At 37.0% G+C, this 25,795-nt stretch carries 23 protein-coding genes; 14 read left to right on the forward strand and 9 right to left on the reverse strand.

All coding sequences use genetic code 11. The features are described from left to right. Positions 1–83: 83 nt before the first annotated feature. The 9 genes from greA to E0Y80_RS16430 all read left to right on the forward strand — a co-directional run bounded on the left by greA (position 84) and on the right by E0Y80_RS16430 (position 10,127). Positions 84–557, forward strand: coding sequence for a transcription elongation factor GreA (gene greA / locus E0Y80_RS16390; RefSeq protein ID WP_156308762.1), 474 nt, complete (start codon positions 84–86; stop codon positions 555–557). 366 nt (positions 558–923) lie between these two features. Then, entirely contained in the window at positions 924–4,037 is a 3,114-nt protein-coding gene (locus E0Y80_RS16395; RefSeq protein ID WP_156308763.1) for a SusC/RagA family TonB-linked outer membrane protein, read from the forward strand. A 12-nt stretch (positions 4,038–4,049) separates the two neighbouring features. Then, positions 4,050–5,612 carry a RagB/SusD family nutrient uptake outer membrane protein gene (locus E0Y80_RS16400; RefSeq protein WP_156308764.1) on the forward strand — a complete coding sequence of 521 codons (1,563 nt, stop codon included), beginning with the start codon at positions 4,050–4,052 and terminating at the stop codon, positions 5,610–5,612. Positions 5,613–5,815: 203 nt separating this feature from the next. Continuing rightward, positions 5,816–6,229: an HIT family protein gene (locus E0Y80_RS16405; protein WP_156308765.1), complete on the forward strand. Its 414-nt coding sequence runs from the start codon at positions 5,816–5,818 to the stop codon at positions 6,227–6,229. A gap of 32 nt (positions 6,230–6,261) precedes the next feature. Then, positions 6,262–6,918 carry a DedA family protein gene (locus tag E0Y80_RS16410; protein WP_156308766.1) on the forward strand — a complete coding sequence of 219 codons (657 nt, stop codon included), beginning with the start codon at positions 6,262–6,264 and terminating at the stop codon, positions 6,916–6,918. 7 nt (positions 6,919–6,925) lie between these two features. Further along, the gene (locus tag E0Y80_RS16415) at positions 6,926–7,468 is read left to right on the forward strand and encodes an inorganic diphosphatase (protein WP_156308767.1); all 543 of its coding nucleotides are present in this window, start codon (positions 6,926–6,928) and stop codon (positions 7,466–7,468) included. A 40-nt stretch (positions 7,469–7,508) separates the two neighbouring features. Beyond that, on the forward strand, positions 7,509–8,093 hold the full coding sequence (locus tag E0Y80_RS16420) for an inorganic diphosphatase (RefSeq protein ID WP_156308790.1): 585 nt from the start codon (positions 7,509–7,511) through the stop codon (positions 8,091–8,093). Then, positions 8,083–9,396, forward strand: coding sequence for a hemolysin family protein (locus E0Y80_RS16425; RefSeq protein WP_156308768.1), 1,314 nt, complete (start codon positions 8,083–8,085; stop codon positions 9,394–9,396). Before E0Y80_RS16420 ends, E0Y80_RS16425 begins: the two co-directional genes overlap by 11 nt. A gap of 11 nt (positions 9,397–9,407) precedes the next feature. Continuing rightward, positions 9,408–10,127 (forward strand): 16S rRNA (uracil(1498)-N(3))-methyltransferase, encoded by a 720-nt coding sequence (locus E0Y80_RS16430; protein WP_156308769.1) that lies wholly within the window; start codon positions 9,408–9,410, stop codon positions 10,125–10,127. Here E0Y80_RS16430 and E0Y80_RS16435 read toward each other — a convergent pair. The 3 genes from E0Y80_RS16435 to E0Y80_RS16445 are packed head-to-tail and all read right to left on the reverse strand — an operon-like array spanning position 10,124 to position 12,673. Next, entirely contained in the window at positions 10,124–10,606 is a 483-nt protein-coding gene (locus E0Y80_RS16435) for a hypothetical protein (protein ID WP_156308770.1), read from the reverse strand. The genes E0Y80_RS16430 and E0Y80_RS16435 overlap by 4 nt on opposite strands. Positions 10,607–10,608: 2 nt before the next feature. Next, a complete protein-coding gene (locus E0Y80_RS16440; protein ID WP_156308771.1) occupies positions 10,609–12,024 on the reverse strand; it encodes an ABC transporter permease in 1,416 nt (471 codons plus the stop codon). A 1-nt stretch (position 12,025) separates the two neighbouring features. After that, positions 12,026–12,673, reverse strand: coding sequence for an ABC transporter ATP-binding protein (locus tag E0Y80_RS16445; protein ID WP_156308772.1), 648 nt, complete (start codon positions 12,671–12,673; stop codon positions 12,026–12,028). A gap of 176 nt (positions 12,674–12,849) precedes the next feature. On the opposite strand from E0Y80_RS16445, the gene E0Y80_RS16450 reads away from it, so the two are divergent. Together E0Y80_RS16450 and E0Y80_RS16455 are read left to right on the forward strand one after the other, a co-directional pair. After that, entirely contained in the window at positions 12,850–15,579 is a 2,730-nt protein-coding gene (locus tag E0Y80_RS16450) for a TonB-dependent receptor (protein ID WP_156308773.1), read from the forward strand. Positions 15,580–15,649: 70 nt separating this feature from the next. Beyond that, positions 15,650–16,810, forward strand: a complete 1,161-nt coding sequence (locus E0Y80_RS16455; protein WP_156308774.1) for a hypothetical protein — start codon at positions 15,650–15,652, stop codon at positions 16,808–16,810. A 369-nt stretch (positions 16,811–17,179) separates the two neighbouring features. Here the strand turns inward: E0Y80_RS16455 and E0Y80_RS16460 are convergent, their stop codons facing one another. From E0Y80_RS16460 to E0Y80_RS16475, 4 genes are all read right to left on the reverse strand, one after another. Further along, a complete protein-coding gene (locus E0Y80_RS16460; RefSeq protein ID WP_156308775.1) occupies positions 17,180–18,556 on the reverse strand; it encodes a nucleoside permease in 1,377 nt (458 codons plus the stop codon). 34 nt (positions 18,557–18,590) lie between these two features. Then, the gene (locus tag E0Y80_RS16465) at positions 18,591–19,241 is read right to left on the reverse strand and encodes a bifunctional nuclease family protein (RefSeq protein WP_156308776.1); all 651 of its coding nucleotides are present in this window, start codon (positions 19,239–19,241) and stop codon (positions 18,591–18,593) included. A gap of 104 nt (positions 19,242–19,345) precedes the next feature. Next, positions 19,346–20,320, reverse strand: coding sequence for an electron transfer flavoprotein subunit alpha/FixB family protein (locus tag E0Y80_RS16470; RefSeq protein WP_156308777.1), 975 nt, complete (start codon positions 20,318–20,320; stop codon positions 19,346–19,348). A 23-nt stretch (positions 20,321–20,343) separates the two neighbouring features. Next, positions 20,344–21,075 (reverse strand): electron transfer flavoprotein subunit beta/FixA family protein, encoded by a 732-nt coding sequence (locus E0Y80_RS16475; RefSeq protein WP_156308778.1) that lies wholly within the window; start codon positions 21,073–21,075, stop codon positions 20,344–20,346. Positions 21,076–21,365: 290 nt separating this feature from the next. On the opposite strand from E0Y80_RS16475, the gene E0Y80_RS16480 reads away from it, so the two are divergent. The 3 genes from E0Y80_RS16480 to E0Y80_RS16490 all read left to right on the forward strand — a co-directional run bounded on the left by E0Y80_RS16480 (position 21,366) and on the right by E0Y80_RS16490 (position 22,896). Then, positions 21,366–21,698: a tetratricopeptide repeat protein gene (locus tag E0Y80_RS16480; RefSeq protein ID WP_156308779.1), complete on the forward strand. Its 333-nt coding sequence runs from the start codon at positions 21,366–21,368 to the stop codon at positions 21,696–21,698. A gap of 68 nt (positions 21,699–21,766) precedes the next feature. Further along, complete coding sequence (locus tag E0Y80_RS16485) at positions 21,767–22,183, forward strand: copper resistance protein NlpE (RefSeq protein WP_156308780.1); 417 nt, start codon at positions 21,767–21,769, stop codon at positions 22,181–22,183. Between the two features lie 134 nt (positions 22,184–22,317). Beyond that, positions 22,318–22,896 carry a hypothetical protein gene (locus E0Y80_RS16490; protein WP_156308781.1) on the forward strand — a complete coding sequence of 193 codons (579 nt, stop codon included), beginning with the start codon at positions 22,318–22,320 and terminating at the stop codon, positions 22,894–22,896. A 115-nt stretch (positions 22,897–23,011) separates the two neighbouring features. On the opposite strand, the gene E0Y80_RS16495 is transcribed toward E0Y80_RS16490, so the two are convergent. Continuing rightward, positions 23,012–24,145, reverse strand: coding sequence for a cysteine desulfurase family protein (locus tag E0Y80_RS16495; protein ID WP_156308782.1), 1,134 nt, complete (start codon positions 24,143–24,145; stop codon positions 23,012–23,014). A gap of 41 nt (positions 24,146–24,186) precedes the next feature. Then, entirely contained in the window at positions 24,187–25,794 is a 1,608-nt protein-coding gene (lnt, locus tag E0Y80_RS16500; protein ID WP_317163561.1) for an apolipoprotein N-acyltransferase, read from the reverse strand. Between the last annotated feature and the right edge of the window lies 1 nt (position 25,795).

Here is a 25,795-nt window from a genome sequence, read left to right on the forward strand (position 1 = left end):
CTACTAATGGATAGTGTGGTCTTGTCTTTTTTTTGTTAATTAAAAAATTAGTAAACTATAAAAAGAGGGTAAAGGTTAATATTATGGCAGAAGTAACTTATTACACAGAAGAAGGTTTAACAAAGCTAAAAGAAGAGCTTCAATACCTAAAAACAGAAGGCCGTTCTAACATTGCGAAAGCAATTGCTGAAGCTAGAGATAAAGGAGACCTTTCTGAAAATGCGGAATATGATGCAGCGAAAGAAGCACAAGGACTTCACGAAGCAAAGATTGCCAAACTAGAAGAAGTTTTAGCATCCGCTCGTATCATCGATGAGTCAAACTTGGATACCTCCAAGGTCTTGGCATTATCATATGTAAAGATTAAAAACAAGAAGAATGGTGCAGTGATGTCCTATCAATTGGTTTCTGAGACGGAAGCTGATTTAAAGGCAGGAAAGATCTCTGTAAAATCACCAATCGCCCAGGGTCTTTTAGGTCTTCAGGTCGGTGATATTGCAACGGTAGAAGTTCCAGCTGGCCAACTAGAATTAGAAGTTTTAGAGATTTCTAGATAACGATATTAAGGTTATGTGCGGTATGCCATAACCGCACTTATCTAAAAACATTGAAGCCCTTCCAACATGGAGGGGCTTTTTTATTTTGTAAGTTTTTTGAAAGTGGAGTTCTCAACTTCCTAGATTAAATATTCCTATCTATTTAAATAAACTGGTTTTTCCTTTTTTTGTATTTAATCTACTTGTAAGGTTAATATAGTTGTAATAATTGTCAACAAAGTTGCAGTATAAGAAAAATTATGTGTTTAATTTTCACTTCGTAACCAAGATTAATGAAATAGCATAAGTTAACAGGAACCTTTCTCCTGTTTAATTTAGCCTACTAACCACATAAACTTTTAGACTTAATATTAACCAAACAAAAAAATGAAAAGAAAGAAACGCTGTAGACGATTAGTCGCCTATTCAGCTGGATTTTTGGGGGTTCTCTTAGGGACCACCCAAAACAGCTTTGCCATTACGCCAACAGGTTCACATACCTTTTGGAAAAAACCTGAATCAAAACCATTCGAATTAATTCCAGTATTATTTCAATCAGAAATTCGAGGAGTCGTTAAAAACCAAAATGGGACACCCTTAGAAGGAGTTTCTGTTAAAGTCAAAGGAACTAATATTGGAACAAAGACCAATGCACAAGGACAATTTAGTTTAAATGCTGACCTCAATCAAGTTTTACAATTTAGTTTGGTTGGCCATGAACCTTATGAAACTACGATTTCTAATCTAAACATGCTCGAAGTATCATTAAGTGAAGGATCTAATGAAATAGAAGAATTGGTAGTTGTTGGCTATGGAACGCAGAAGAAGGTAAATCTTACAGGTGCAGTTGCGTCCATAAAAGCAGAGGATTTAGAAAACAGACCAATCACCAATACATCGACAGCTCTTCAGGGCACTTTACCTGGAGTTACCGTCATCCAAAACTCAGGACAACCTGGAAAGGATAACTCAAGTATTCGAATTCGTGGGATAGGTACTTTGAATAATTCAAATCCTATGTATGTAGTTGATGGAATGATTGTATCGACCATCAATGATATTGATCCAAATGATATTGCTTCCATTTCGGTATTAAAAGATGCGGCCTCAGCTGCAATCTATGGTTCGAGAGCAGCAAATGGAGTGGTTTTGGTGACTACAAAGCAAGGGAGAAAAGACGGAACCACGCTTAAATATGATGGATATGAAGGCTGGCAAAGTCCAACGGCTTTACAAGAATATCTGCCTTCATGGGAATATGCAGATCTGTATAATAAAGCATTAAGAAATGAAGGAAAAACCCCTTTATATTCGGATTCTGATATTCAAAAGTTTAGAGATGGTTCTGATCCGGATAATTTCCCTAATACAGACTGGCTTTCTTTGTTTTATAAAGATAAAGGATGGCAGAGGAATCACAGAGTAGAATTAGCTGGCGGAGGTGAAGCCGGTACTTACTTGATGTCAGTTGGATATTTAGGTCAGGATGGAATTATTCCAATAGCAGATTTTGATCGATATTCCACCAGACTAAATTTAAATTCTGGTTTTAAAAGATTCACCGCAAACCTAAATCTATCCTATGTATTCCGAGATATTGTAGAGCCATCAAATCCATATACTAAAGATATGTACCAAATCTTTAGACAAATAAACCGTATTGCTCCTTTTGTGCCTAATAAGTACTCCAATGGATATTATGGCTATATCAATGATGGAAACCCTATCCAGTGGTTAGACAATGGCTCCCAACGTAATGAGAAGTACCACACGACTAGAGCAGTTGCCAATGTTGGTTTTAAAATTATGGAGGGTTTAAAAATATCAGAGGTCGTAGGCTATGAATATTCAGGTGGATCGGATGAAGTTTACATCAAGGATAGTCAGTTTTATAATTGGAAAAATGGTTCGCCAACGCTATACCAAGGGCCAAATAGCCAAACTGATGAGCGTAATTCAAAGCAAATGGTAAGTCTTCAGACTCTCCTCAATTATGACAAAACATTTGGAAAGAACACCTTCAACGTTGTTTTAGGTTACTCACAAGAATATCTAAGATACGATTGGACGAAAGGATATAGAAGGAATTTCTTGAACAATGAATTGTGGGAATTAAACGCAGGATCACCAGATGGACAAGAGGCAACTGGTTCAGCATATGAATATGCTCTTCAATCTTATTTTGGAAGGGTAAACTATGAATTTGATGGTAAATATCTATTAGAATTGAATCTTAGGAGAGATGGAACCTCTAGAATCGCTAAAAATGAAAGGTGGGGTACCTATCCATCATTTTCTGCAGGATGGAGATTGATTAATGAGTCGTTCATGGAAGGTCTAAAAGGTACATTTAGTGATCTGAAATTACGGGCGGGCTGGGGCATCTTAGGTAATCAAGAAATCGATAACTATGCTTATCAAACTGTGCTTGACCCTCGAAACTATTCTCTTGGTGGAAAGGTTGTGTCCGGTGTTGCACCGGTACAGGGAGCCAACCCTTTAATTAAATGGGAATCTTCAGAGTCCTATAATATTGGATTGGATATGGCTATGTTAGAAAATCGATTTTCATTGACTTTAGATTATTACAACCGCGATACTTATGATATTCTTATGCGGTTACCGGTATCTGTCTTGTACGGACGTGAGGCTCCATTCCAAAATGCTGGGAAAGTTAATAATAAAGGTATTGAAGCTCAATTAGGGTATAATCAACAATTTGGCGATTGGAAGATCAATTCTGTTTTTAATGCGGCTTATAACGAGAATCAAGTTGTCGATATCAGAAATGAAGATATAATGGTTTGGCAAAATGGATATTCATTTTTACAAAAAGGAAAACCGATAAATTCTTTTGGAGGTTATGAAGTTTTAGGAATCTACCAAACCGAAGACGAAGTTAAAAATAGCGCCGTTGTAAATAGAGATAGAGTAGGGCCTGGAGACTTAATCTACAAGGATCAGAATGGAGATAATAAAATTGATGGTGCCGATCGGGTTTATTTAGGGAGCTGGACTCCAAAATGGATGTTCGGGGCGAACTTAGGTCTTTCATGGAGGAACTTTGATTTAGGTGTTCAGTTTTCTGGTGCAGCAGGGGTCAAAGGATATCTTCAAACTGAAACCATCGGAGGATTAGCAGGTAATACATCTAAACCAACGACATTATTCAGTGATTCTTGGGATGCTGAAACTAATCCTGACGGTAAATTTCCTAGACCATTATCCTCTTGGTCTCAAAATGATTCATCCACACCTTCATCATTTTGGATTATTGATGCTTCTTATCTAAGGTTTAAAAATATTCAATTAAGCTATACCCTGCCAGATAATTTGACTCAGCAATTAGGGCTTAGCAAGGTCAGAGTTTATTACAGTGGTCAGAATTTATTTACAATCTCTGGCTTTAATAAAGGTTTTGACCCTGAAGCTCCAGTAGCTGCCCGCGCTTATTACCCGCAGGTCAAAGTAAACACCTTTGGATTAAATGTTTCCTTTTAATATTAAACGAAAATGAAAAAGTATTTTTATATTATTATCCCTCTTTTAATGGCTTGCAACAAAGATTTCTTAGACAGAAATCCACTAGACAAGCCTTCTAATGAATCTTTTTGGAATACTGCAGCTGATGCAACTGCAGCATTAAACGGCTGTTATGATGGCTGGAGTAATGTTAATGATGTTATTTATTTTGATTGTGCTTCTGATAATGCCTTTAATCCATATCCATGGGAAGGCTGGCAAGTTCAAGCGACGGGTGCTGCAACACCGACAGATTATGGTTCTGATTTCTTCACATTCACAACGATCAATCGTTGTAATAATTTCCTTGAGAATGTAGACCGTACTCAAATGGATGAAAAATTGAAAAATAGAATGAAAGCTGAGGCAAGATTTATCCGTGCATGGGATTATTTTAGAAAAGTGACTCTCTATGGAGACGTTCCTCTAATCACAAAAGTGCTAGAAGTAAGTGATGCGAATTTTGCCAGAAATAAAAAAGAAGAGGTTATGAATTTTGTAATTTCTGAATTAAATGAAATTTCAAAAATATTACCGCCAAAATACGATGCTGCTGATGTAGGTCGAGCTACAAAAGGCGCAGCATTAGCTGTGAAGGCTAGAATGGAATTGTTCTCAGGAAAATTTGCAGAAAGTTCCAAAACTTCACAAGAAGTGATGACCTTGGGCTATGACCTTATGACCAAATATAACGAGATATTTCTACCACAGAATGAAAATAATGTTGAAGTAATTTTAGATGTTCAATATGAAGAAAGTTCTTATCGAAATGAAGCATTGGGAGTTATGCCTCCTGCATCTAGCGGTGGGTGGTCTTCAATTAATCCAACACAGGCTTTAGTAGATGATTATGAATGTTTGGATGGGAAAACCATTCAGGAATCTGCCTTATATAACCCTAAAGAGCCATATAAGAATAGGGATCCTCGATTGGATGTAACCATTATATACCCAGGCGCACTTTATAATAATTCTTATTTAAATTCTATTGATCCTGCTGATCCCAATGGTGATTATTATGCACCTTACGGCAGATCAAAAACTGGTTATTATCCGAAAAAATATATTGAGTCACCATCACTTTATCAGGATATTTGGGCTACTGGCATGAATGCAATTGTCATTCGATATGCTGAAATTTTGTTGATGTATGCAGAATCAAAAATCGAATTGAATCAGATTGATGAATCAGTATATTCAGCAATCAATAAGGTCCGTAAGCGCGCTGGAATGCCTGATGTCAATAAGTCTATTTACAACAACCAATCTAAGTTGAGAGAGTTGATCCGTCGCGAACGCAGAGTTGAACTTGCCATGGAAGGAATTAGGTGGTTTGATGTCGTTCGATGGAAAATTGGTGACCAAGTTATGAAAGGTAAGGTTATGGGGGCACTATTAGGAAAGGTAGATGCGAAGAATGGAGCATTGACTTTGGGCACTGAAAGAATATTTGTAGAAAACAGAAATTTTGATCCAGGGAAAAATTATTTATGGCCTATTCCTCAGAAAGCGATAGATGCAACTCCTGCAATTGTTCAAAATCCAAATTATTAATACCAAAGGGAGGGACCGATGCAATTCGGTCCCTCATCTTTTGACTAACAGCAGCAAGTTCCATAACGATAATGTTTATTTTATATTAAATAATCGTCAATTGTCACTTTGAGGTTAAATCTTGCCCTAGTTTCACCTGCAACTACCATCCATATGTGCGCAAAATTATTATCTTTGTTTCTCACGAAAATGAACTATAGTTTATGTCGACCATATTCTCCAAAATCGTAGCAGGAGAAATTCCTGCTTATAAAGTTGCTGAGAGCAATGATTTCTTAGCTTTTTTAGACGTTAATCCACTGGCTGAAGGGCATGTTTTAGTAATTCCAAAAAAAGAGACTGATTATATTTTTGACATCAATGATGATGAATATATGGGTATGTGGGTTTTTGCTAAAATAGTTGCGCAAGGTATCAAACAAGCATTCCCTTGTAAGAAAGTTGGAGTTGCGGTGGTAGGATTGGAAGTCGCACATGCACATATTCACTTAATTCCATTGAACCATGTCCATGACATGAACTTTGAAAAACCAAAGTTGAAGCTTCCAGAGGAAACAATGAATACCATAGCTGACACTATTCGTGATGCTATTTCAACGATTACAAACCCAGCTTAATCTAATCTATTAAGAGGGAAATATAAATTACTATGCAAGAATACTTGTTGTCTTTTCAACAATTGCTAGATGCTGAATATCTTTTAAGCCACGGTGGATTCTACATCGTTTGTCTTATTGTTTTTGCAGAAACCGGACTATTCTTTGGTTTCTTTTTACCTGGTGACTATTTGTTGTTCTTAGCAGGCCTTTTCTGTGCCCTGCATAAAATTGATGTGGATATTGTTACATTGTATTTCGGAATATTATTCGCCGGAATACTCGGTAATTTCGCCGGCTATTGGTTCGGTCATCGAACGGGTCCAATGCTGTTTAAGCGGAAGGATTCCTTCCTTTTTAAACGGAAATATGTCATCATGGCTGAAGAGTTTTTCCAAAAATATGGCGGAACTGCATTAATAATTGGTCGATTTGTACCCATAATTCGTACATTTGCTCCCATCTTCGCTGGTGTAGTACAGCTGAACTTCAGGAAGTTCGTGCTTTACAACATTCTAGGAGCAATATTGTGGGTGTCTTTATTGACATTAACTGGGTACTATTTGGGCGTTAAATTCCCTTGGATTATTGATTACGTTGAATATATCATCGTTGCATTAATCGTCATAGCATTCCTACCTATAGCAATTGCTCTACTTAAGAAGTGGTTGAAAAATAGAAAAACGAAAAACGAAATAAACAAACAGTAATTATTTAATGAGTACACAACATCCTTGGCATCAAGTGTCTCCTGGTGAGGACTTGCCTAACTCCGTAAATGCCATTATCGAAATTCCTAAAGGTTCTAAAGCGAAATATGAAATCGACAAAGACAGTGGTTTAATTAAATTAGATCGCGTTTTGTTCTCTTCAGTGATGTATCCAGCAAACTACGGATTCATCCCTCAGACATATTGTGACGATAAAGATCCATTGGATATTTTAGTTTTATGCTCAGTTGATGTTTACCCTATGTGTATGATCGAAGCGAAAGTGGTCGGTGTTATGCATATGATTGACAATGGTGAACAAGACGACAAAATCATTGCCGTTGCTAAGAACGATATGTCAGTAAACTACATCAATGACCTATCTGAACTTCCTCCACACACAATGAAGGAAATTGTTCGATTCTTCCAAGATTATAAAGCCCTTGAAGGTAAGAATGTAACCATAGAAAATCTTTATGGTCGTGCTTACGCGCAAAACATCATCATGGAAAGTGTTGAACTTTACAATACAGAAATTAGAAACAAGTAACCATTCCATGGACCCCAAGATTTTGTTGACGCTGTTTTTAATGTTAACTGGCCTAATTGGGTTAGGACAAGAACAGCATCCTTGGCATCAAATTTCTCCTGGTCAGGATGTCCCAAATACGGTAACTGCCGTAATTGAAATCCCAAAAGGAAGTCGAGGAAAATATGAAATCGATAAGGTATCAGGAATGATTAAGTTGGATAGGGTATTACATTCTTCAATGGTGTATCCTGCTAACTATGGTTTTATACCACAGAGTTATTGTGGCGACAGAGATCCACTGGACATACTTGTGCTATGTTCAGTGGATCTTGTTCCTGCATCCCTAGTGGATGCCAAAGTCATAGGTGTAATGAGTATGACCGATTCTGGAGATCAAGATGATAAAATTATTGCTGTAGCAAAAAATGATATGGCAGTCAATTATATCAACGATATTTCAGAACTCCCTCCACATACCATGAAAGAAATCGTACAATTTTTTCAAGAATATAAAAACCTTGAAGGCAAAAAAGTTATTATTAATAAATTTAGTGGAAGAGCTATTGCTCAAAATGTTATATTAGAGAGTTTAGAAATGTACAAGAAAGAATTCGCTAATAAAAACCTAAATCATGGCAATTGATATTTTTTGGACTATCTTTTTAGTGCTTGCAAATGGTTTTTTCGTTGCAGCTGAATTCGCTATTGTAAAAGTTCGAGCGTCTCAAATAGAATTACAAGCAAAGTCAGGTAGCAAAGTCGCTAAAATTGCGAAAAGCATAACAGACCATCTAGATGGCTACCTCGCTGCAACACAATTGGGTATTACGTTGGCATCCCTAGCCCTAGGTTGGGTCGGTGAAGCTGTAATGACCCAAATCGTACATCAAATCTTCGGGTTTTTCAATATTGAACTTACCGGTAAACTGGCTACCAATCTAGGACACGTCCTAGCATTTAGTATCATTACCTTTTTACATATCGTGTTTGGTGAATTAGCACCAAAATCTATTGCTATCCAAAAACCGGTCGCTACAACTATGCGTGTGGCTCTGCCGCTCCAATTTTTCTATTACATCTTTAGACCGATCATTTGGTTATTGAATGGTTTCGCTAACTTCCTTTTAAGATTAATAGGTGTCCAAGTCAGCGCACATGAAGCCAGCCATTCCTCAGAAGAACTACAGTATTTATTGGAAAAAGGAAAGGAAAGTGGCGCCTTAAATAATGCAGAACACGAATTAATTAAAAATGTCTTCGATTTCAATGAAAGAATCGTAAAGAATATTATGGTTCCCAGAACCAAAATTGTGGCCGTAGACAAAGACGATACTGCAGAAGAGTTTATCAATACGGTGACAGAAGAAGGTTACTCCCGTATTCCGATCTATGATGACAATATTGACCAAATTATCGGTGTTGTCCATACGAAAGATATTTTGCCTCTAATTGTAAAGGGTAAAGATGTGGTGTTGAAAAACATCATGCGCAAACCTTACTTCATTCCTGAAACCAAAAAAATCAATGATTTAATGACTGAATTTCAATTAAAGAGAATTCAGATTGCATTTGTACTCGATGAATTTGGTGGAACTGCAGGTATGGTTACATTGGAAGATATTGTTGAAGAACTTGTAGGAGAAATCCAGGATGAATACGATGAGGAAACTCCGGTTGTAGAACAGATCTCAGAATCTGAGTTTATGGTCGATGCAGGTGCTAGTGTGCACGATGCGAATGGTTATCTACCTTTGGAACTTCCTGAGAGTTCTGATTATGATACGATTGCCGGACTGGTTTCTCATTTATTTGAAAAAATACCTGATGTGGGTGATAGTACAGAAGAATTGGGTTACCGATTTACCATCATCAAAAAGACACAACAGAATATCGAGTTTGTAAAATTAGACCTGATCGAAACTCCAAACGATGAGGACGATGAATAATTGATAGCAAGGTGCATTTATTCTATACAGCAGATTTAAGACCCGAACATGCTCACTTTCAACTTTCGGAGGAAGAAAGTAAGCACGCCATTCGTGTATTACGTCTGAACCAAGGGGAAAAGGTACAGTTGATTGATGGAGTTGGCGGTTTTTATGAAGCTGAAATTGCTGATCCTCATCCTAAAAGAACGATATTAAAAATTCTAACCTACATTCCTGAATTTCAAAAGCCAAATTCCTATTTGCACATTGCAGTTGGACCGACTAAAAATATAGATCGTCTAGAATGGTTTTTAGAAAAAGCGACCGAAATTGGTATTCAGGAAATCACTCCAATAATCAGCGAACATTCCGAGCGTAAGGACGTAAAAACAGAACGTCTGAATAAAGTGATCGTCTCGGCGATGAAACAGTCTCTAAAGGCTTATTTACCCCTTCTAAATGAAGCTGTGTCTTTTGATTCCTTCCTGAAAAGTATAGAAGAAGATACTTCTTATCAAAAAGCGATTGCCCACTGCGAAGAAGATCAGGGAAAGAAATATTTAAATCAAGAATTTCAACCTAACCAAAAATATCTCATATTGATTGGTCCTGAAGGTGATTTCTCTCCATCAGAAATAGAAAAAGCCATTTCTGCAGGGTTTATTCCAGTTTCCCTTGGGGAAGCTAGACTCCGCACAGAAACGGCCGCTCTGTATGCTTGTACTGAAATTGCCCTTTTAAATCGTTAATTAACCAATTCGGCATCCACGATCTGAATCTCCGCATTTCCTTTTAACGGCTCTGGGTTGAATTTCATCTTACCTTTTATTTTAATTGGCTCATCTGTAAATTTTACAGTACCTTTTTTCATAAAGATCTCCACCATCGGAGGAATTCCATTGGTACCACAGAATTGACATTGTGTAATTGGCAAAACCGAAAGCATATATGTACTATGGTTTCTACCACTCACCAATGGAACCATGTAGCCCGGTAAATCAACAACGGTATTCTCTAATTTTTTTAATGCTGGAGGATAAGTCGGTGTATAGACCTTCTTGTTTCCAACAGTAGAAACCTTATACATCATCTTATCAATTGCTTCCCATGTACTGTTCATCATGGGTGTATGATCCGGTACTTGAGCTTCATTATAGTTTCCAATCTGGGCTTTTGAGTAGCCCACTGTCATCATTAAAATAAATACTGTAAATAAAATCTTCTTCATCTTTATTTGTTACCTAAAATGGTAGATATTGTTGTATTATATGCCTTTATTGCTGGGATAATGGATGCTATGACTCCAATTAAACTAGCAGTAAGCAAAATTAACCATTCTTTACTATATAATTGAAATGCATGTATAAAGTCTGCACTTTGACTGGTCTGGGTACTGATAAAGTATAAGCCCAGATGTCCAATCAATAACCCCAATATTCCACCAATAAAAGTGATTACCAATCCTTCGACAATCAGCAAAGTGAATAGTTTAATCTTACTTGCACCCAATGTCCGCATAATTGCAAGGTCATACTTCCTATCTTTTAATGCATTATATAAGCTGATAAAAACACTTAAACCTGCGATGATCATAATAACATAGGCCAATATTTCTAAGTAGTCTATTCCAACCCCCATCAATGAAAATAATCTAGCTGTTTCCAATGCAGGTGAAGCTGCTTGCATACTCGTTGATTGGTTGACCAATTTTGGAACAACTCCAATTGCTGCCGGTGAACTAAATTTCACCAATAAGGCAGTAATCTCTAGACCTTTATCTTGAACGATATCATCAGCTATACTCTTCACAAAGACATCATTGCGAGGTCTTTCTGTAACCAAGGAGTCCGCTGAAACTGTACCTTCAGAATGGGAATGTTCTTCAGCATGAGTATGTTCGTGGTCATGTTCATCATGCTGATGAGCTTCAGTAGCTGAAGTATCGTGGTCATGATTATGATCTGCATGATCATGATCAGCATGCTCATCATGACCTTCTCCTTCATGTTCGTGATCATGGTCCTCATGTCCGATTCCGTGGATATCCCAAACACTTTCCAGATTCGAAAGCAATAGATTGTCAACAATTGATCCTGATGGCTTTAAAATACCTACCACCGTGAATGGATGGTCTTCATGGACATGGGCATTTTCTGCTAAACCATGCGCTCCATGCACTTTATCCCCAATTTTCAGTTTATTTTTCCTTGCAGTTTCACTTCCAAGAACAACTTCATAACTCTTATCCCACAGTTTACCCTCATCTAAGTGTAGATCATAGAGTCCAATAAAGCTGGTATCTGTCCCGACAATCCGATGCCCTTTGAAATTGTCACCCAATGAAATTGGAACTGCCTTCTCTATAAAAGGGTTTTGCATCAATTTCTCTGCTTCAGCTAATTTTATATTACCCGTTGGGTTGTCAACATGGTATAGTGAACTTAGAATTAATTGCAGTGGACTCCCTTTTGCTCCAACCACCAAATCGACTTGCTTGCTGTTGCTATCTAGTTGTTTTTCGAAAGTGTCACTCGTAATATAGATACTCACTAAGATAGCAACTCCAAATGCGGTCAAAATAATGCTCAATAGGGTAGAGCCCCATTGTTGCGTAATATTTTTCCAAACTAATTGTAGTATATTCATCTTAAAGAGCCGCTAAAATATAATTGTTCGTAAATTCATCCTTTAATCTTTTATCATGCGTAGAGATCAATAATGTGCTGCCTTGCTCATTTGCCAATTCCTTGATTAACTCGATGACGAGGAAAGTATTTTTATCATCCAATGCAGCAGTCGGTTCATCAGCAATTAATAATGCTGGCTTATTGATCAATGCCCTCGCAATAGCAACCCGTTGAACTTGTCCGCGACTCAATTCATTTGGTCTCCTGTTTTCATAGCCGCCCAATTGAAGTTTTTCTAACAAAGTCTTAATCGCGCTTTCATCCACTGGAAATCCTGCTAGGCTCTGTGCAAGTTTGATGTTTTCAGCAACGCTTAAATTCTTTAGCAAGTGTGCTTCTTGAAAAATAAAACCTAAATTCTGAGCCCTGAATTTATCAAGTTCACTTCCCGATAATTTATAGAGATCCTGTTCATTAATAATGACCTCTCCAGTGGTTGGAGCTGAAAATCCAGCAATTAAATTTAATAAAGTTGATTTTCCAGATCCAGAATCTCCTAGCACCAAAGTGTGCTGCTGTTTGCGTAGCAATAAATCTTGAAAGGAAAGTTTTGGACCTTTTGGATATTGATAGGATAGAGTGGAGGTCTTTAATACAAAATCGCTCATAATATTTCTTTGCTGCAAATTAACATTATTTGTTGGCTTTAGCCAATCCCAAGGGTAACAATTTGACTAATAGATGTCTTAACAATTAATTAACTAGAGAGTCATATTAACATAATGAAGTGTTAATATTCACGTAACAATCCGATTATACTTTTGCAACATAATATTAACATTGTATGAATTGTATTAAGAAAGTATTTTCAATCGTGGTTCTATGTTTCGGCATCCTAATGACATATGCTCAACAGGCACCATTTGGAGTAAAAGGAACGGTAGTTGATGTAGAATCTTACCAACCTTTGGCAGGTGTTACAGTAACAATTGCAAACTCTCAGTTGGGTACAACAACAAATGATAAGGGAGAATTCTACATTCCTTTGCCAAGCGATAAATCTTCAGAATATCTTATCCGTGCCGCTTTAATGGGGTACGATGCACAAGAATTAAACTTCACTTTACAAACGAACGATACGGAATTTGTTTCCTTCGCCTTAAAAAATGCTGATGCAGTGATCGAAGAAGTTGTAGTTACAAGACGTCGCGAAAAATTCGGAGAACTAGCATTATTGGAAGAAAGAAAGAAATCTAACTTGATGGTGGAATCCATTGGTGCTCAGGAACTTTCAAGAAAAGGTGTCAGTGATGCACAGGCAGCTTTAACTAAAATGGCTGGCGTAGCAAAGCAAGATGGGGTGAAGAATATTCTTGTACGCGGTTTGGGCGACCGTTACAATTCAACATCTCTAAATGGATTGCCATTACCTTCGGAAGATCCTCTCTATAAAAATATCTCTTTAGATTTCTTCGGTTCTGATATCATTCAGAGTATCAATGTCAACAAAACGTTCAACCCATTTATCTCAGGTGACGTTGCTGGTGCAAATGTTGATATCTTCACAAAAGAAGCAACAGCAAATAGTTTAGAAGTTGCCGTTTCAGGTGGTGTCAACACACAGACAGTAGGAAAGGATAATTTTAAAAGAATCGATGGAACAAATTGGTTCGGAACTTTACCTGCTGGTTCTAAAGCAGGGATCTCGGATTTAAACAGTTATGATTTTAAAAATAACTGGAACCCTAACAATCAAAAAAATCTATTCAATTCTAGCTTCAGAGTCTTAGGAAATCGCCGATTTATGGTTTCCAACAACCCTCTGAGTGTATTCTTTGTTGCATCAATGGATAGCAAATACCGTTATGCTGATGGTAAGGTTAGATCAACATCAGATGCAGGAACTATGCTATCTGACCGTGATTTCGTAGAAAATGAATATCACGTCTCCAAAACTGCAATGTTGAATCTAAGATATGGATGGGCAAATAGCAATGTAAGCTTTAACTCACTTTATATCCAAGATCAAGTTCAACGTTTGACTGAATTGGAAGGTATGAATTTCCCTGAACAAACAGGAGATCTTGAGTTTTCTAGAAGACAGCAGGTAAATGACAACCATATTTTTGTGAATCAATTGTTGTCAAAATTAACCTTGAATGATAATTGGACTGCGGATTTAGGAGTTGGATTTAACTATGTAATCGGTAATGAGCCAGATCGCAGAACAAACAGCTTCTTAATCAGAAATAATGTTCTTCAATACCCAATGAATAGTCCAAATGAAAATCAAAGATACTATTCAGATATTACTGAAAAAGGATTAGTTGCCAAAGCAATTTTGACTTATAAATTCCAAAATGAAAATAATCTAGATCGTAGAATTGATTTTGGATATAATGGAAATATCTTGCAAAGAGACTTTAATGCCTATTTCTTCAATCACAGGATTCTAAATATTAATTCTACAGTTACCAAGGATAATGTTGATGAAATCTTTAATAACAATACATTAGGACAAGATTTTCGTTTAGAAACATTAAGAGGTGGTTCTAATCCTTTCTTGCCTAATTATTATGTTGGGAAGAAAAGAATTCATAGTGCAATTGCAAACGGTACTTACCAATTTAATGATGCTTTTACAGCAGTGTTAGGTTTAAGAGTAGATAATGTCCTTCAATCCATTGCATATGATGGAAACCTTCCTGATCCTACGGGTAAAAACTATGCAGAGATCAAGAAAAACTATTTCTTACCTAGCTTGAACTTAAAGTACGCTTTGAACGAAAAAATGTTATTAAGAGCGTCCGGAAGTCAAACCTATACCTTGCCTCAATTTATTGAAATCGCCCCAATGCGCTATGCGGATGTCAATGCCTATATCGAAGGGAATCCATTCCTAATACCTGCAAAATCAATTAATGCAGATGTTAAGTGGGAATTATATCCAACCCAAAGTGAATTATTCTCTGTTGGTTTATTCTATAAGCTAATCGATAATCCAATTGCCCGTGTTAATTCGAACTCTGCAGGTAATACACTTACCTATGTCAATGTAGGTTCTGAAGCAACTGTATTCGGTGCTGAGGTAGAAGTTAAGAAAGATTTATTACGTTCTGCATCGGCATATGGTGAAAATGTTTTATCTGCTGGATTGAATGTATCCTACCTGTTTTCGGATCAAAAATTACAATCACAGATTGCTCAATTCAAGAATACTAATGACAAAATGGAAGGTGCTTCACCATTGTTAGTAAATGCAGATCTGACCTACAAATTAGCATTCAATAACTTCGATTTAATGCCAACAGTAATATTCAATTACTTCTCTGATAGAATTTACTCATTGGGAACAGCCGGTTACAATAATATTATTGAAAAAGGTATTCCACGCTTAGATTTTGTTACGCAAGCAAACATCAATAAGAAGTGGGGAGTGAATTTAAAAGCAGAGAATATCTTAAACCCATCGAGAGAATTGTTCATGAATTTTGATAATGGAGCTCCTAAAGTCATTATGGAACAATTTAAACGTGGAGTTGATTTAAGTTTAGGTGTATCTTATAAGTTTTAACAATAAATTAATAAATAACTAACATAAAGGTTAATTGGTAACGGTTTCTTTGTGTAGAAATTAAAAGATTATGAAGACAAAATTATTTTCAATTTTAGCAGCAAGTGCACTAGCATTCGCATCATGTACAGACAATGACACTCCAGCTCCAACACCTCCTAAGGATGCTGAATTATCTGGAGATATTACAAAAGACATGACTTTAGATGCTAACGTAACATACACTATGTCTAAAGCAGTTTTTGTAAAGAGCGGTGCTACATTAACTATTCCTGCTGGAACTGTAATTAAAGCAGCTGATAGCGGTACTTCCATTTTCTTATTGGTAGAAAAAGGTGGTAAAATTATGGCTGACGGTACAGCAGCAAAACCAATTGTATTCACTTCGGCTTCTGCTACTCCTAAATCAGGTGACTGGGGCGGTGTTTTAATCAATGGTAGTGCTCCTCTTTCTCATGAGGCAGGTAAAACTAGCGATTGGGGTACTGAAATCAGCTCAAACATCAGATATGGTGGTGAAACTGCAAACGATAACTCAGGTGTCCTAAACTACGTGAAAATCGAATATACAGGTGCTCGTATCGACGGTGCTAAAGAACATAATGGTCTTACTTTGAACGGGGTGGGTAATGGAACAAAAATTAGCAATATTTATTTGAACCATGGTGCTGATGATGCTATCGAATTCTTCGGAGGTTCTGTAAATGCTTCTAATATCTTGGTTGTGAATGCTGATGACGATATGTTTGATTTTACTCAAGGTTACAATGGAACTTTAACCAATGTTTATGGAATCAGAGAAGCAAATTATCAAACGGTAACTTCTGATCCTCGTGGTATCGAAGCTGATGGTAACTTAGATGGTAAAAACGAAAACTATGTAAACCAATCTAACTTTACAATCAATGGAATTACCATCATTAATAATGCTGCAGACATCAATGGTTCGAAAGTAACACAAATGATGACAGAGGTAATGAAAATCAGAAGAAAAGCGAAAGCAACTATTACCAACGCATACATTAAGTTCGGTGGTGCCGCTGTACCTACTGCATTTATTGATATGGATGATGCTGGTGATGCTTCATCTTCTATTACCTATACAGTTGATCCTGCAAACGGCTTAGATAAAATTGCAAACAAAAACAAAGTTGGTGCAACCTTAAAGGCTGAAGCTGGAAACAAAGGTGCGGATGTATCTGCATTTACTTGGACTGGTTACAAATTCTAAGAATAGTATTAAATAGTTTATCAAATATCAAGGACTGCCAACTCTGGCGGTCCTTTTTTCATGTCCACAAATAATTCAGATCCTTCAATTAACTAGGTAATAATATTTATTCCTGAGCTTGTAACTTCATTCTAAATGAAAAAATCCTGAGGCGGGGAGCCTCAGGATTTTCTAACTAACCAATTATTAACCTAAATTATGAAATTTTTACTCTTTTTAATTTTACTCTGTTTGTATTATAATAACGCAAAGTATATGCCGATTGTATATCGGACTATTCATATTAACATCTTTTAACAATTAAAGGGAAAAATTGGAAAGAAGGTCTGACCAAGAGCTATAGTTGATCTTATAACTTTGGTCCGACCATTAATGTTTTATTTCGGTATGAGAGGCAACCTCATGCTTATGTCTAAATAAAATGGCAAATAAAATTGCAATAACCAAGGTATATAGTGCAAATGCAATCCAGATCTGATGCCAATCCTTTAATTGGATGGCCTGGTCAAAGATGCCATTGTTGACCGTTACTCCTCTGCCAGCAATGAATGCCTGTAGGCTTGCATTATCAGGTGTTGAATCCAAAAATTGAGCTAATGTATTACTGTCACTAAAGGATAAGGTATAAAACCTATCAATAATCCATCCTGAAACCCAGGAACCAAAGACCGCCCCAAAACCATTGGTCATCATCATAAAGAGACCTTGCGCGGATGACCTTATCTTATTATTCGTGTTGGATTCAACAAACAAGGAACCTGAGATATTGAAAAAATCAAAGGCCATACCATATACGATACAGGATAGGATAATCATCCATAAGCCCGAAGATGGGTTCCCATACGCAAATAACCCGAATCGCAATACCCAAGCTACCATAGCGATTAACATCACCTGTTTAATTCCGAATCGTTTTAAAAAGAAAGGTATTGCTAGAATAAATAACGTTTCCGAAATCTGCGAGATCGACATGATGATCGTAGAATATTTTACCACGAAGGAGTCTACATATTTTGGAAAGAATTTAAATTCATCCAAAAATACATCTCCATAGGCATTTGTTAATTGTAGTGCAGCACCCAAAAACATGGAGAACACAAAAAACATTGCCATTTTAAAGTTTCCGAACAGTTTGAAAGCTTCCAATCCTAAAAGCTGAGCTAAACTTGAATTTTCTTTTATATGCCTTTGTGGAGGGCATTTGGGCAAATAAATCATGGAATACAATCCCAGAAGAATTGAACCTCCGGCAGCAATATAAAATTGTCCTTCGGTTGCTTTGTTCCCGCTTAGATTGGTCATCCACATCGCCGCAATAAAACCTACAGTACCCCAAACCCGAATAGGAGGAAAGGATTTGATCAGATCATAATTCCCTTGATTCAGTGCCGTATAAGCTATCGAATTGGATAAGGCCAAGGTCGGCATGTAGCAGCACATGCTTAATAGCATAACCGTAAAGAATGAACCTGGATCTTGAACTTGAGCCAGATAGATTAAAAAGCCAGCATAAAGTAAGTGTAAGGTTGCATATAGTTTTTCTGCATTGACCCAGCGGTCAGCTAAAATACCCATAAGGGTGGGCATAAATAGTGATGCAATGCCCATGGTTGAGAATATGGCCCCAAATTCGGTGCCGCCCCAATTCTTAGTCCCAAACCAATAGTTTGCAATTGTAATCAACCATGCTCCCCAAACGAAAAATTGGAGGAAGTTCATGATCGTTAACCTCAGTTTAATAGACATGATAATTTTGCTATTATGTTGTAGTGGGTAGAAATTATGATTTTCGTTTTTCTATTTCATCCCTGATTTTGGCGGCTGTCTCGTATTGTTCATTCTCAATAGCCTTTTCAAGGGTGTTTTCAAGCTGTTCTAGCGTTAACGAAGCATAAGGTGATGGTTTGTTTTTCACAGGTTCTTTTTCTAAGGGCTCCTGTTGTTCTTTATCTTCCACTGAAGATTCTGTCTGCTTATAATTGCCCACGTTCTCAATGTTTTCTAAAAATGCAAAATCATTGCCTTCAATAACGATACCTGCTGTATTCATAATGAAGTCATAGGTATAGATTGGGCATTCAAATCGCACAGCTAAGGCCACAGCATCTGAAGTACGGGCATCTATTTCTGAAGTTTGTTCACCATCCGTGCAGATTAACTTCGCAAAGAAGATCCCATCTACCAAATTATAGATCAGTACTTCTTCCAGTTTAATTTTGAATGTTTCTGCAAAGGTTTTGAATAAATCATGCGTTAGTGGCCTACTAGGAGTCATTTTTTCAATTTCTACAGCAATGGATTGTGCTTCGAAACCACCAATGATTACGGGCAATCTGCGGTTGCCGCCAACCTCTCCTAGAACTAATGCATATGCACCCGACTGGGTCTGGCTATATGATAGGCCTACTATATCTAACTTGATTTTCTTCATTGATAACGCGTTAACGTGAATACAAAGATGGGAATATTCGCAGCAAAAAAAAAGTGACCTTGCGTTTTTTTAGGCAAGGCCACTCGTTCATTGTTTAGTTATTCCTAGTTGTTTTTTATGTTTTTGATCGCTTGTGTCAACTTAGGGACGATTTCAAAGGCATCTCCAACAATTCCATAGTCCGCAACCTTAAAGAATGGTGCTTCAGGATCCTTGTTGATAACAACAATTGTTTTTGATGAACTTACCCCAGCTAAATGCTGAATTGCTCCCGAAATACCAATTGCGATATATAAATTCGGACTCACAACAATACCGGTTTGACCCACGTGTTCTGAATGGGGTCTCCATCCTGCGTCTGAAACTGGTTTTGAACATGCTGTCGCTGCTCCTAAAACTTCTGCCAATTCTTCAATCATTCCCCAGTTCTCAGGTCCTTTTAGACCGCGTCCTGCCGAAACAACAATTTCTGCCTCCGGAAGGGAAACCTTATCCGTAGCACGTACGATTTCCTTAACCATCACATTGAAATCCTGGTCTTGAATTGCAGGCGTGAAATCAACAATTTCAGCAGTACCGCCAACTTCCTTAACCTCAAATGCATTCGGATTCACCGCAATAACCTTTACCGATGAATTGATAACCTCCGTAGCAAATGCCTTGTTGGAGAATGCAGTCTTCTTTACTTCCATACTTTCACCATTGAACGTTGGAAGATTGATCGCGCCATCGGCAAATCCTGCATCTAATTTCGCCGCAACCCGTGGACCTAATCCTTTTCCACTGAACGAATTTGACAAAACAACAACTTTAGCATCCTCTTGCTTAGCTGCTGCCGCTATAATTGATGCATATGCCTTGTTGACAAAACTTTTTAACTTATCTTGATTGGCATCCAATACTTTGGAAACGCCATATTTGCCCAATTTTTCCAATTCTGATTTATCCACGTTTCCAATGGATAATGCAGTAACCGTATCACCTAATTGGTCTGCAATTGCTTTCGCATAAGATGCTGCCTCAAATGCCGACTTCTTTAATGATCCGTCTGTGTTTTCTATATAAACTAAAATAGCCATGATAATTTCTTAAGGATAATGAATTAAATAACTTTTGCTTCGCTGTGTAATAGTTGTACCAATTGGTCAACATCATCTACTAATTTCACAGCACTGCGAGGAGCCGGTGATTCGTATCGTGAAATACTTGATAACTCCTTCACTTCAATAGGCTCAATGACCTGCAATGGCTTTGTCCTTGCGCCCATAATTCCACGCATATTTGGAATTTTAGGCTCTGCTACCCCTTCAGCAGTTCCTACGACAACTGGCAAGGAAACTGTTAATACTTCTTTCCCGCCTTCAATTTCCCGGTCTATCGTTGCTTCCGTTCCTTGGATATCTAGTTTCTTCGCTATAGAAACCGAAGGTAAACTCAATAACTCACCTAATAAGGCTGCTACTTGTGCACCGTTATAATCTATAGATTCACGCCCTGTTAAAATCAAATCAAAATTTTCACCTTTAGCATAGTTCGCAATTTGGTTTGCAACAAACCATGCATCCCTAGGTTGTGCATTTACTCGCACAGCATCATCTGCGCCGATTGCCAATGCCTTACGGATCGTTGGTTCGGTGCTTGAGTCACCTACATTAATTACCGTTACGGTACCTTTGCCTCCCTCTGATAGTTCAACCGCTTTGGATAATGCAATCTCATCATAAGGATTAATGATATATTGAATACCATTACTATTAAAAACTGTATTATCGTTGCTGAATGTTATTTTCGAAGTGGTGTCTGGGACATTACTTATACATACTAATATTCTCATAATTCTAACGTTTTACACAAACCTACATTAATTAAGGAGCATTTCAAAGTCTAAAACGCTGCTTATTGGGCCTCTCAAGAATATTTTAAAATTATTAAAAATTTAAAAATATCACGTTGTTTCTAAATAATATTAAATTACTGGTACTCAAAAACCTTTATTATTTTTAAAATGTCAAAAAAATATCGTTTTTTCAAAAAGTCATGGATTTGTCATTTTCTATGCTAGCATAGTATTTTAATGTTCAAATGTGGTTAAAGATGAATGCCGCTAAATCATTACTTTTGTTTATGGAAACTCGATTAGAACAATTATTAAATTTCTTAAAGGATAGCCCCAAAGATCCATTCTTAAAATATGCCTTAACAATGGAATATTTAAAGCTTGGTCAAACAGTAGAAGCAAAGAAAGGTTTTGATGATTTGATCCAAAATGATCCCGATTATATCGGAACATACTATCATTTTGGTAAATTCTTAGAATCTGAAGGGCAAAAGGAGCAAGCTATCGTAATTTATGAACAAGGAATTCAAATAGCTCAGCAAAAGAGAAATTTCCATGCCTTAGGTGAACTTAAAAATGCGTTGTTGATGGCGAATGGTTTACTTGATGAAGATGATTAGTGTTAAAATTTCATAAAATCCAAATTGTGGTATCTTTTTTGTTTTTTGAATAGCATATCATTAAAAGTATGCGCGCCTTAACACTATTTATAATCGGATTCATCGTGCTGGCATTTGGATTTAGTTGTATTAATAACAAATCTAATGTCAATCAGCTTGTTGGTACCGAGGATAATGCAGTGAGAGGGACAGCCATTGTGGGTACCTATGAAGGAAAGCTTCCCTGTGCCGACTGTACTACAATTGCAACAGTGCTTAGCTTAGATAACAATAAAAATTATTCTATGCGCTACGAATATGTAGGAAAAAGTGCTGAAGTATTCGAAAATACGGGTAAATGGAAAGTAGATAAAGATATTTTAAGTTTAGAGAATATCGATTATAGCTTTAAGATTTCTAAAGATCAACTCAATCAGCTTGATCTTTCCGGCAAGGAGATTAAAGGTGATCTCGCCGAAAAATATGTACTTCTAAAAATTAAATAAAACCTGCTAATCTGCAGGTTTTTTTATGCACCTATTCTTTAAGTTAAGATTTATGGAAAAAAAGAATACCTAACATTGGGTATTTTTTGAGGATAATCCGTTGATTATCTTTGAGTACCACTAATTATTAACAAATGAAAACCAAACTATCATTTATGATTCTGCCAGTTCTTCTAATGCTGGTCGGAAGTTCAGGTGGTCTCTTTAAGAAATTGATTGTAGGAGACGAAAATTCAGTCAAGGATTATAAGTTATTGGGAAAATGGTCAGCTTATGAATACTATGACAATAATATAAATCCTCTTGGACAAAATACCGATGTTGATTACTCTCAAATCAATCAAATCGATAAATTAATTAACTATTCTTCTCAAGAACTCCCCTGTCCAACTGAAATCAGCAAAATTGAACAGCGTATGGAGTATTTTAAAATTAACTTTATGGAAGATGGTAAAGCTGAAATATCTGAAAAACAGTATAAAAAATTAAACTCTTACGATTCGAAATGCATAAACACCGTATATGACGAGAGTTCTAAGGAGGCCATTAAAGCAACTTGGAAACTTGATCCTGAAGATTCACTCTTGATCTTCAATGATTCAAAAAAGGGGAGTCCAACCCAATTTAAAATAGCGCATTTTGTCAATGGTGAATTACATCTATCTTTTAAGGAAAACAATGATTACATTTTTGTGAAATTGCATAAAGATTAATCGCTAACTGGAGCATTTATGTGCTCCAGTTTTTGTTAAATCAAGATTTTAATTGCCCAGAAAATAAAATGGGGCATCTTTATTTTAGATACCCCTTTCTGATTATAATTTTCTATTATTTATGATTGCAGATCTCTTTCAAGGTTGCAACAACAAAATCAATTTCTTCTTTTGTATTGTATTTACTGAAGGAAAAACGAACTGAAGGTCTGCTTGCATCCGCACAGATTCCACTTAATACATGAGAACCTATTTCAGAACCAGAACTACATGCGCTTCCGCCTGATGCGGATACTCCTTTGATATCCAAATTGAACAATAGCATATCACCCATATTGCTGCATGGCAATGAAACATTTAATACCGTATATAACGATTTGTCTGCATCCACCTCACCATTATATCTTACATCAGGAATTGCTGCTTGCAATTGTTCCTTCATATAATCTTTCAAGGATTGAATGTAGTTTTGGTGCTCCTCCATTTCTGCATAGGCAATTTCCAACGCTTTTGCTAATCCCACAATCCCATATACATTTTCAGTTCCACCACGCATATTTCGCTCCTGAGCACCACCATAGATTAATGGTTTTATCTTATTGCGACCATTGATGTATAAGAAACCAACTCCTTTAGGTCCATGGAACTTATGGGCTGCTCCTGTAATAAAATCAATCTTCAAGTCCGCTAAATCATGTGCATAATGTCCCATTGTTTGAACTGTATCTGAATGAAAAACAGCTCCAAATTGTTCACAAAGAGCACTGACCTTTTTTAAATCCGTTAGGTTACCAATCTCATTATTTGCATGCATCAATGAAACAAATGTCTTAGGATTCTTCGACAATAATTCCTCTAATTGAGTCAAATCAACATTGCCTTTTTCATCTACGCGAAGCAAATCCAAATGAACTTTCCCTGCTTTTTCCATCTCTTCAAGAGTATGTAAAACGGCATGATGCTCAATAGGTGAACTGATTGCATGGCTGATATTATAAGCCTCAATGGCACGAACAATTGCCATATTATCTGCTTCTGTACCACCTGAAGTAAAGAATATCTCCGATGGTGAAGCATTTAATAATTTTGCTACAGTTCTTCTTGCTTTCTCTACGATGGTCTTCATCTCACGTCCATGGGCATGGATAGAGGATGGATTACCAAAATTCTCGTTCAACATTTGTACCATCACATCGATAACTTCCTTATCAAGTGCTGTGGTAGCGGCATTATCAAAATAAACTTGCATGGCGGCAAATATAAATATTCAAGAGGAAAATATTGCTAAAATTATTTTTTTCTAACGATCATCAAGCCTATTGAAAGTAAGCTTGTTACGAAAGATAAATAGACTATTAAATCACTGTATTTTGTATAGAAAGTCAACTCTTCATTTAGATTGATTTCTTGTGACAGCGCCGTTGGAACCCACCATGAACTCCGCTGAACTATATCTCCGCGTTGATTGATGAATGCTGAAATTCCTGTATTTGCCGATCGCACAACCCATCTTCTATTCTCGATTGCACGTAGTTTGGCATATTCTAGATGTTGATCCTTACCTGATGTATTACCCCACCAGCCATCGTTGGTGATCACCGCAATAAATTGTGCGCCTTTTTTAATATAGTCAGCAACATAGTTTCCCCAAATCGATTCGTAACAAATAACAGGAGCTACGCCGATACCGCTTGCCGAATAAAAAACAGAGGGTTCCGCCTGACTACCATAGCCTCCCGTAGTGCCTCCAAAATGTTTAAATAATGGAGTAAGTAATGCTAATGCTTTTCCAAATGGCATTTTTTCAGCTCCCGGAACCAATTTCGATTTGTGATAAAATTGAAGTTTACTGCTGCCGTCTATTAATACTCCTGCATTAAAACTATCATAAAAAACATTTCCAATTGGTCTTGCCGTTGAAGTCTTTTGATCTGAATAGATCACGTAGCTCTCTATTCCTGACAGAACATTTCCATTATGGTAGGGTTCTAAGAAATTGATAACCTTTTTATACTGATCGTATTCCCTGAACTCTTCTTCATTTATTCCGTTGTCTCCTGAAATTGCCGTTTCTGGCCAGATGAAAAATTCTGTATTTAGTTTTGCTACCTTTTGAGATAAGTCGGTCAAAATATTAAGCTGCTCATCGGGAGTAATGCTTCCCCATTTAGCGAATGGATCAATATTTGGTTGAACCGTTACGACCTCCGAAGGATTGACATGTTCTTCGTAGCTTGAATATACCAGGACGGACCCAATGGCCGGTATAAGGATCCAACCAGCAAAGGAACCTAGCAATATTTTTTGACTATATACTTCAACTTTCTCCTTCCTTTGCCAATACCACAGAAATGCCAGGATATTCGCAATCCAAATCCATAATGTCCCACCATATACCCCTGTAACGTTATACCATTGTATCAATTGGTGAAAATTTGCAAATCCATTTCCTAATGTCATCCAAGGGAAAGAAAGCTCCCAGGACTGATGTAGGTATTCATAGGCAATCCAAAAGGATATTAAGCCCATAAAGCTTAATAGAATGCTATTCCGTTTCCTCATTTGATAGTAGAGACGGAATACCAAGCCCATTAACAAAGGTGCCAATGTAAATGGAATTAAAGCAATCATAAAGGACGTGAAGGCATCCAGATAAGCATGCATAGCGTTATATACCCAATAAATGGAAGCTGTGTTCCAAATTACGCCGGTGATAAATCCTAAGCCGAAAATTTTGCGCCCCTTATTTTTATAGTTACCTCGGATTACATTTTCAATAGCTATCAACAAGGGAACGAATCCAATAAATAAAAGGAGGCTCGTATAAGGAATTGGCGGCCATGCCAACCAAAGTATAATTGCACTTAAGGCAGCTAATAAATAATTATTCTTCATCATT

Source organism: Sphingobacterium endophyticum, assembly GCF_009733535.1.
GTDB classification, from domain to species: Bacteria; Bacteroidota; Bacteroidia; order Sphingobacteriales; family Sphingobacteriaceae; genus Sphingobacterium; species Sphingobacterium endophyticum.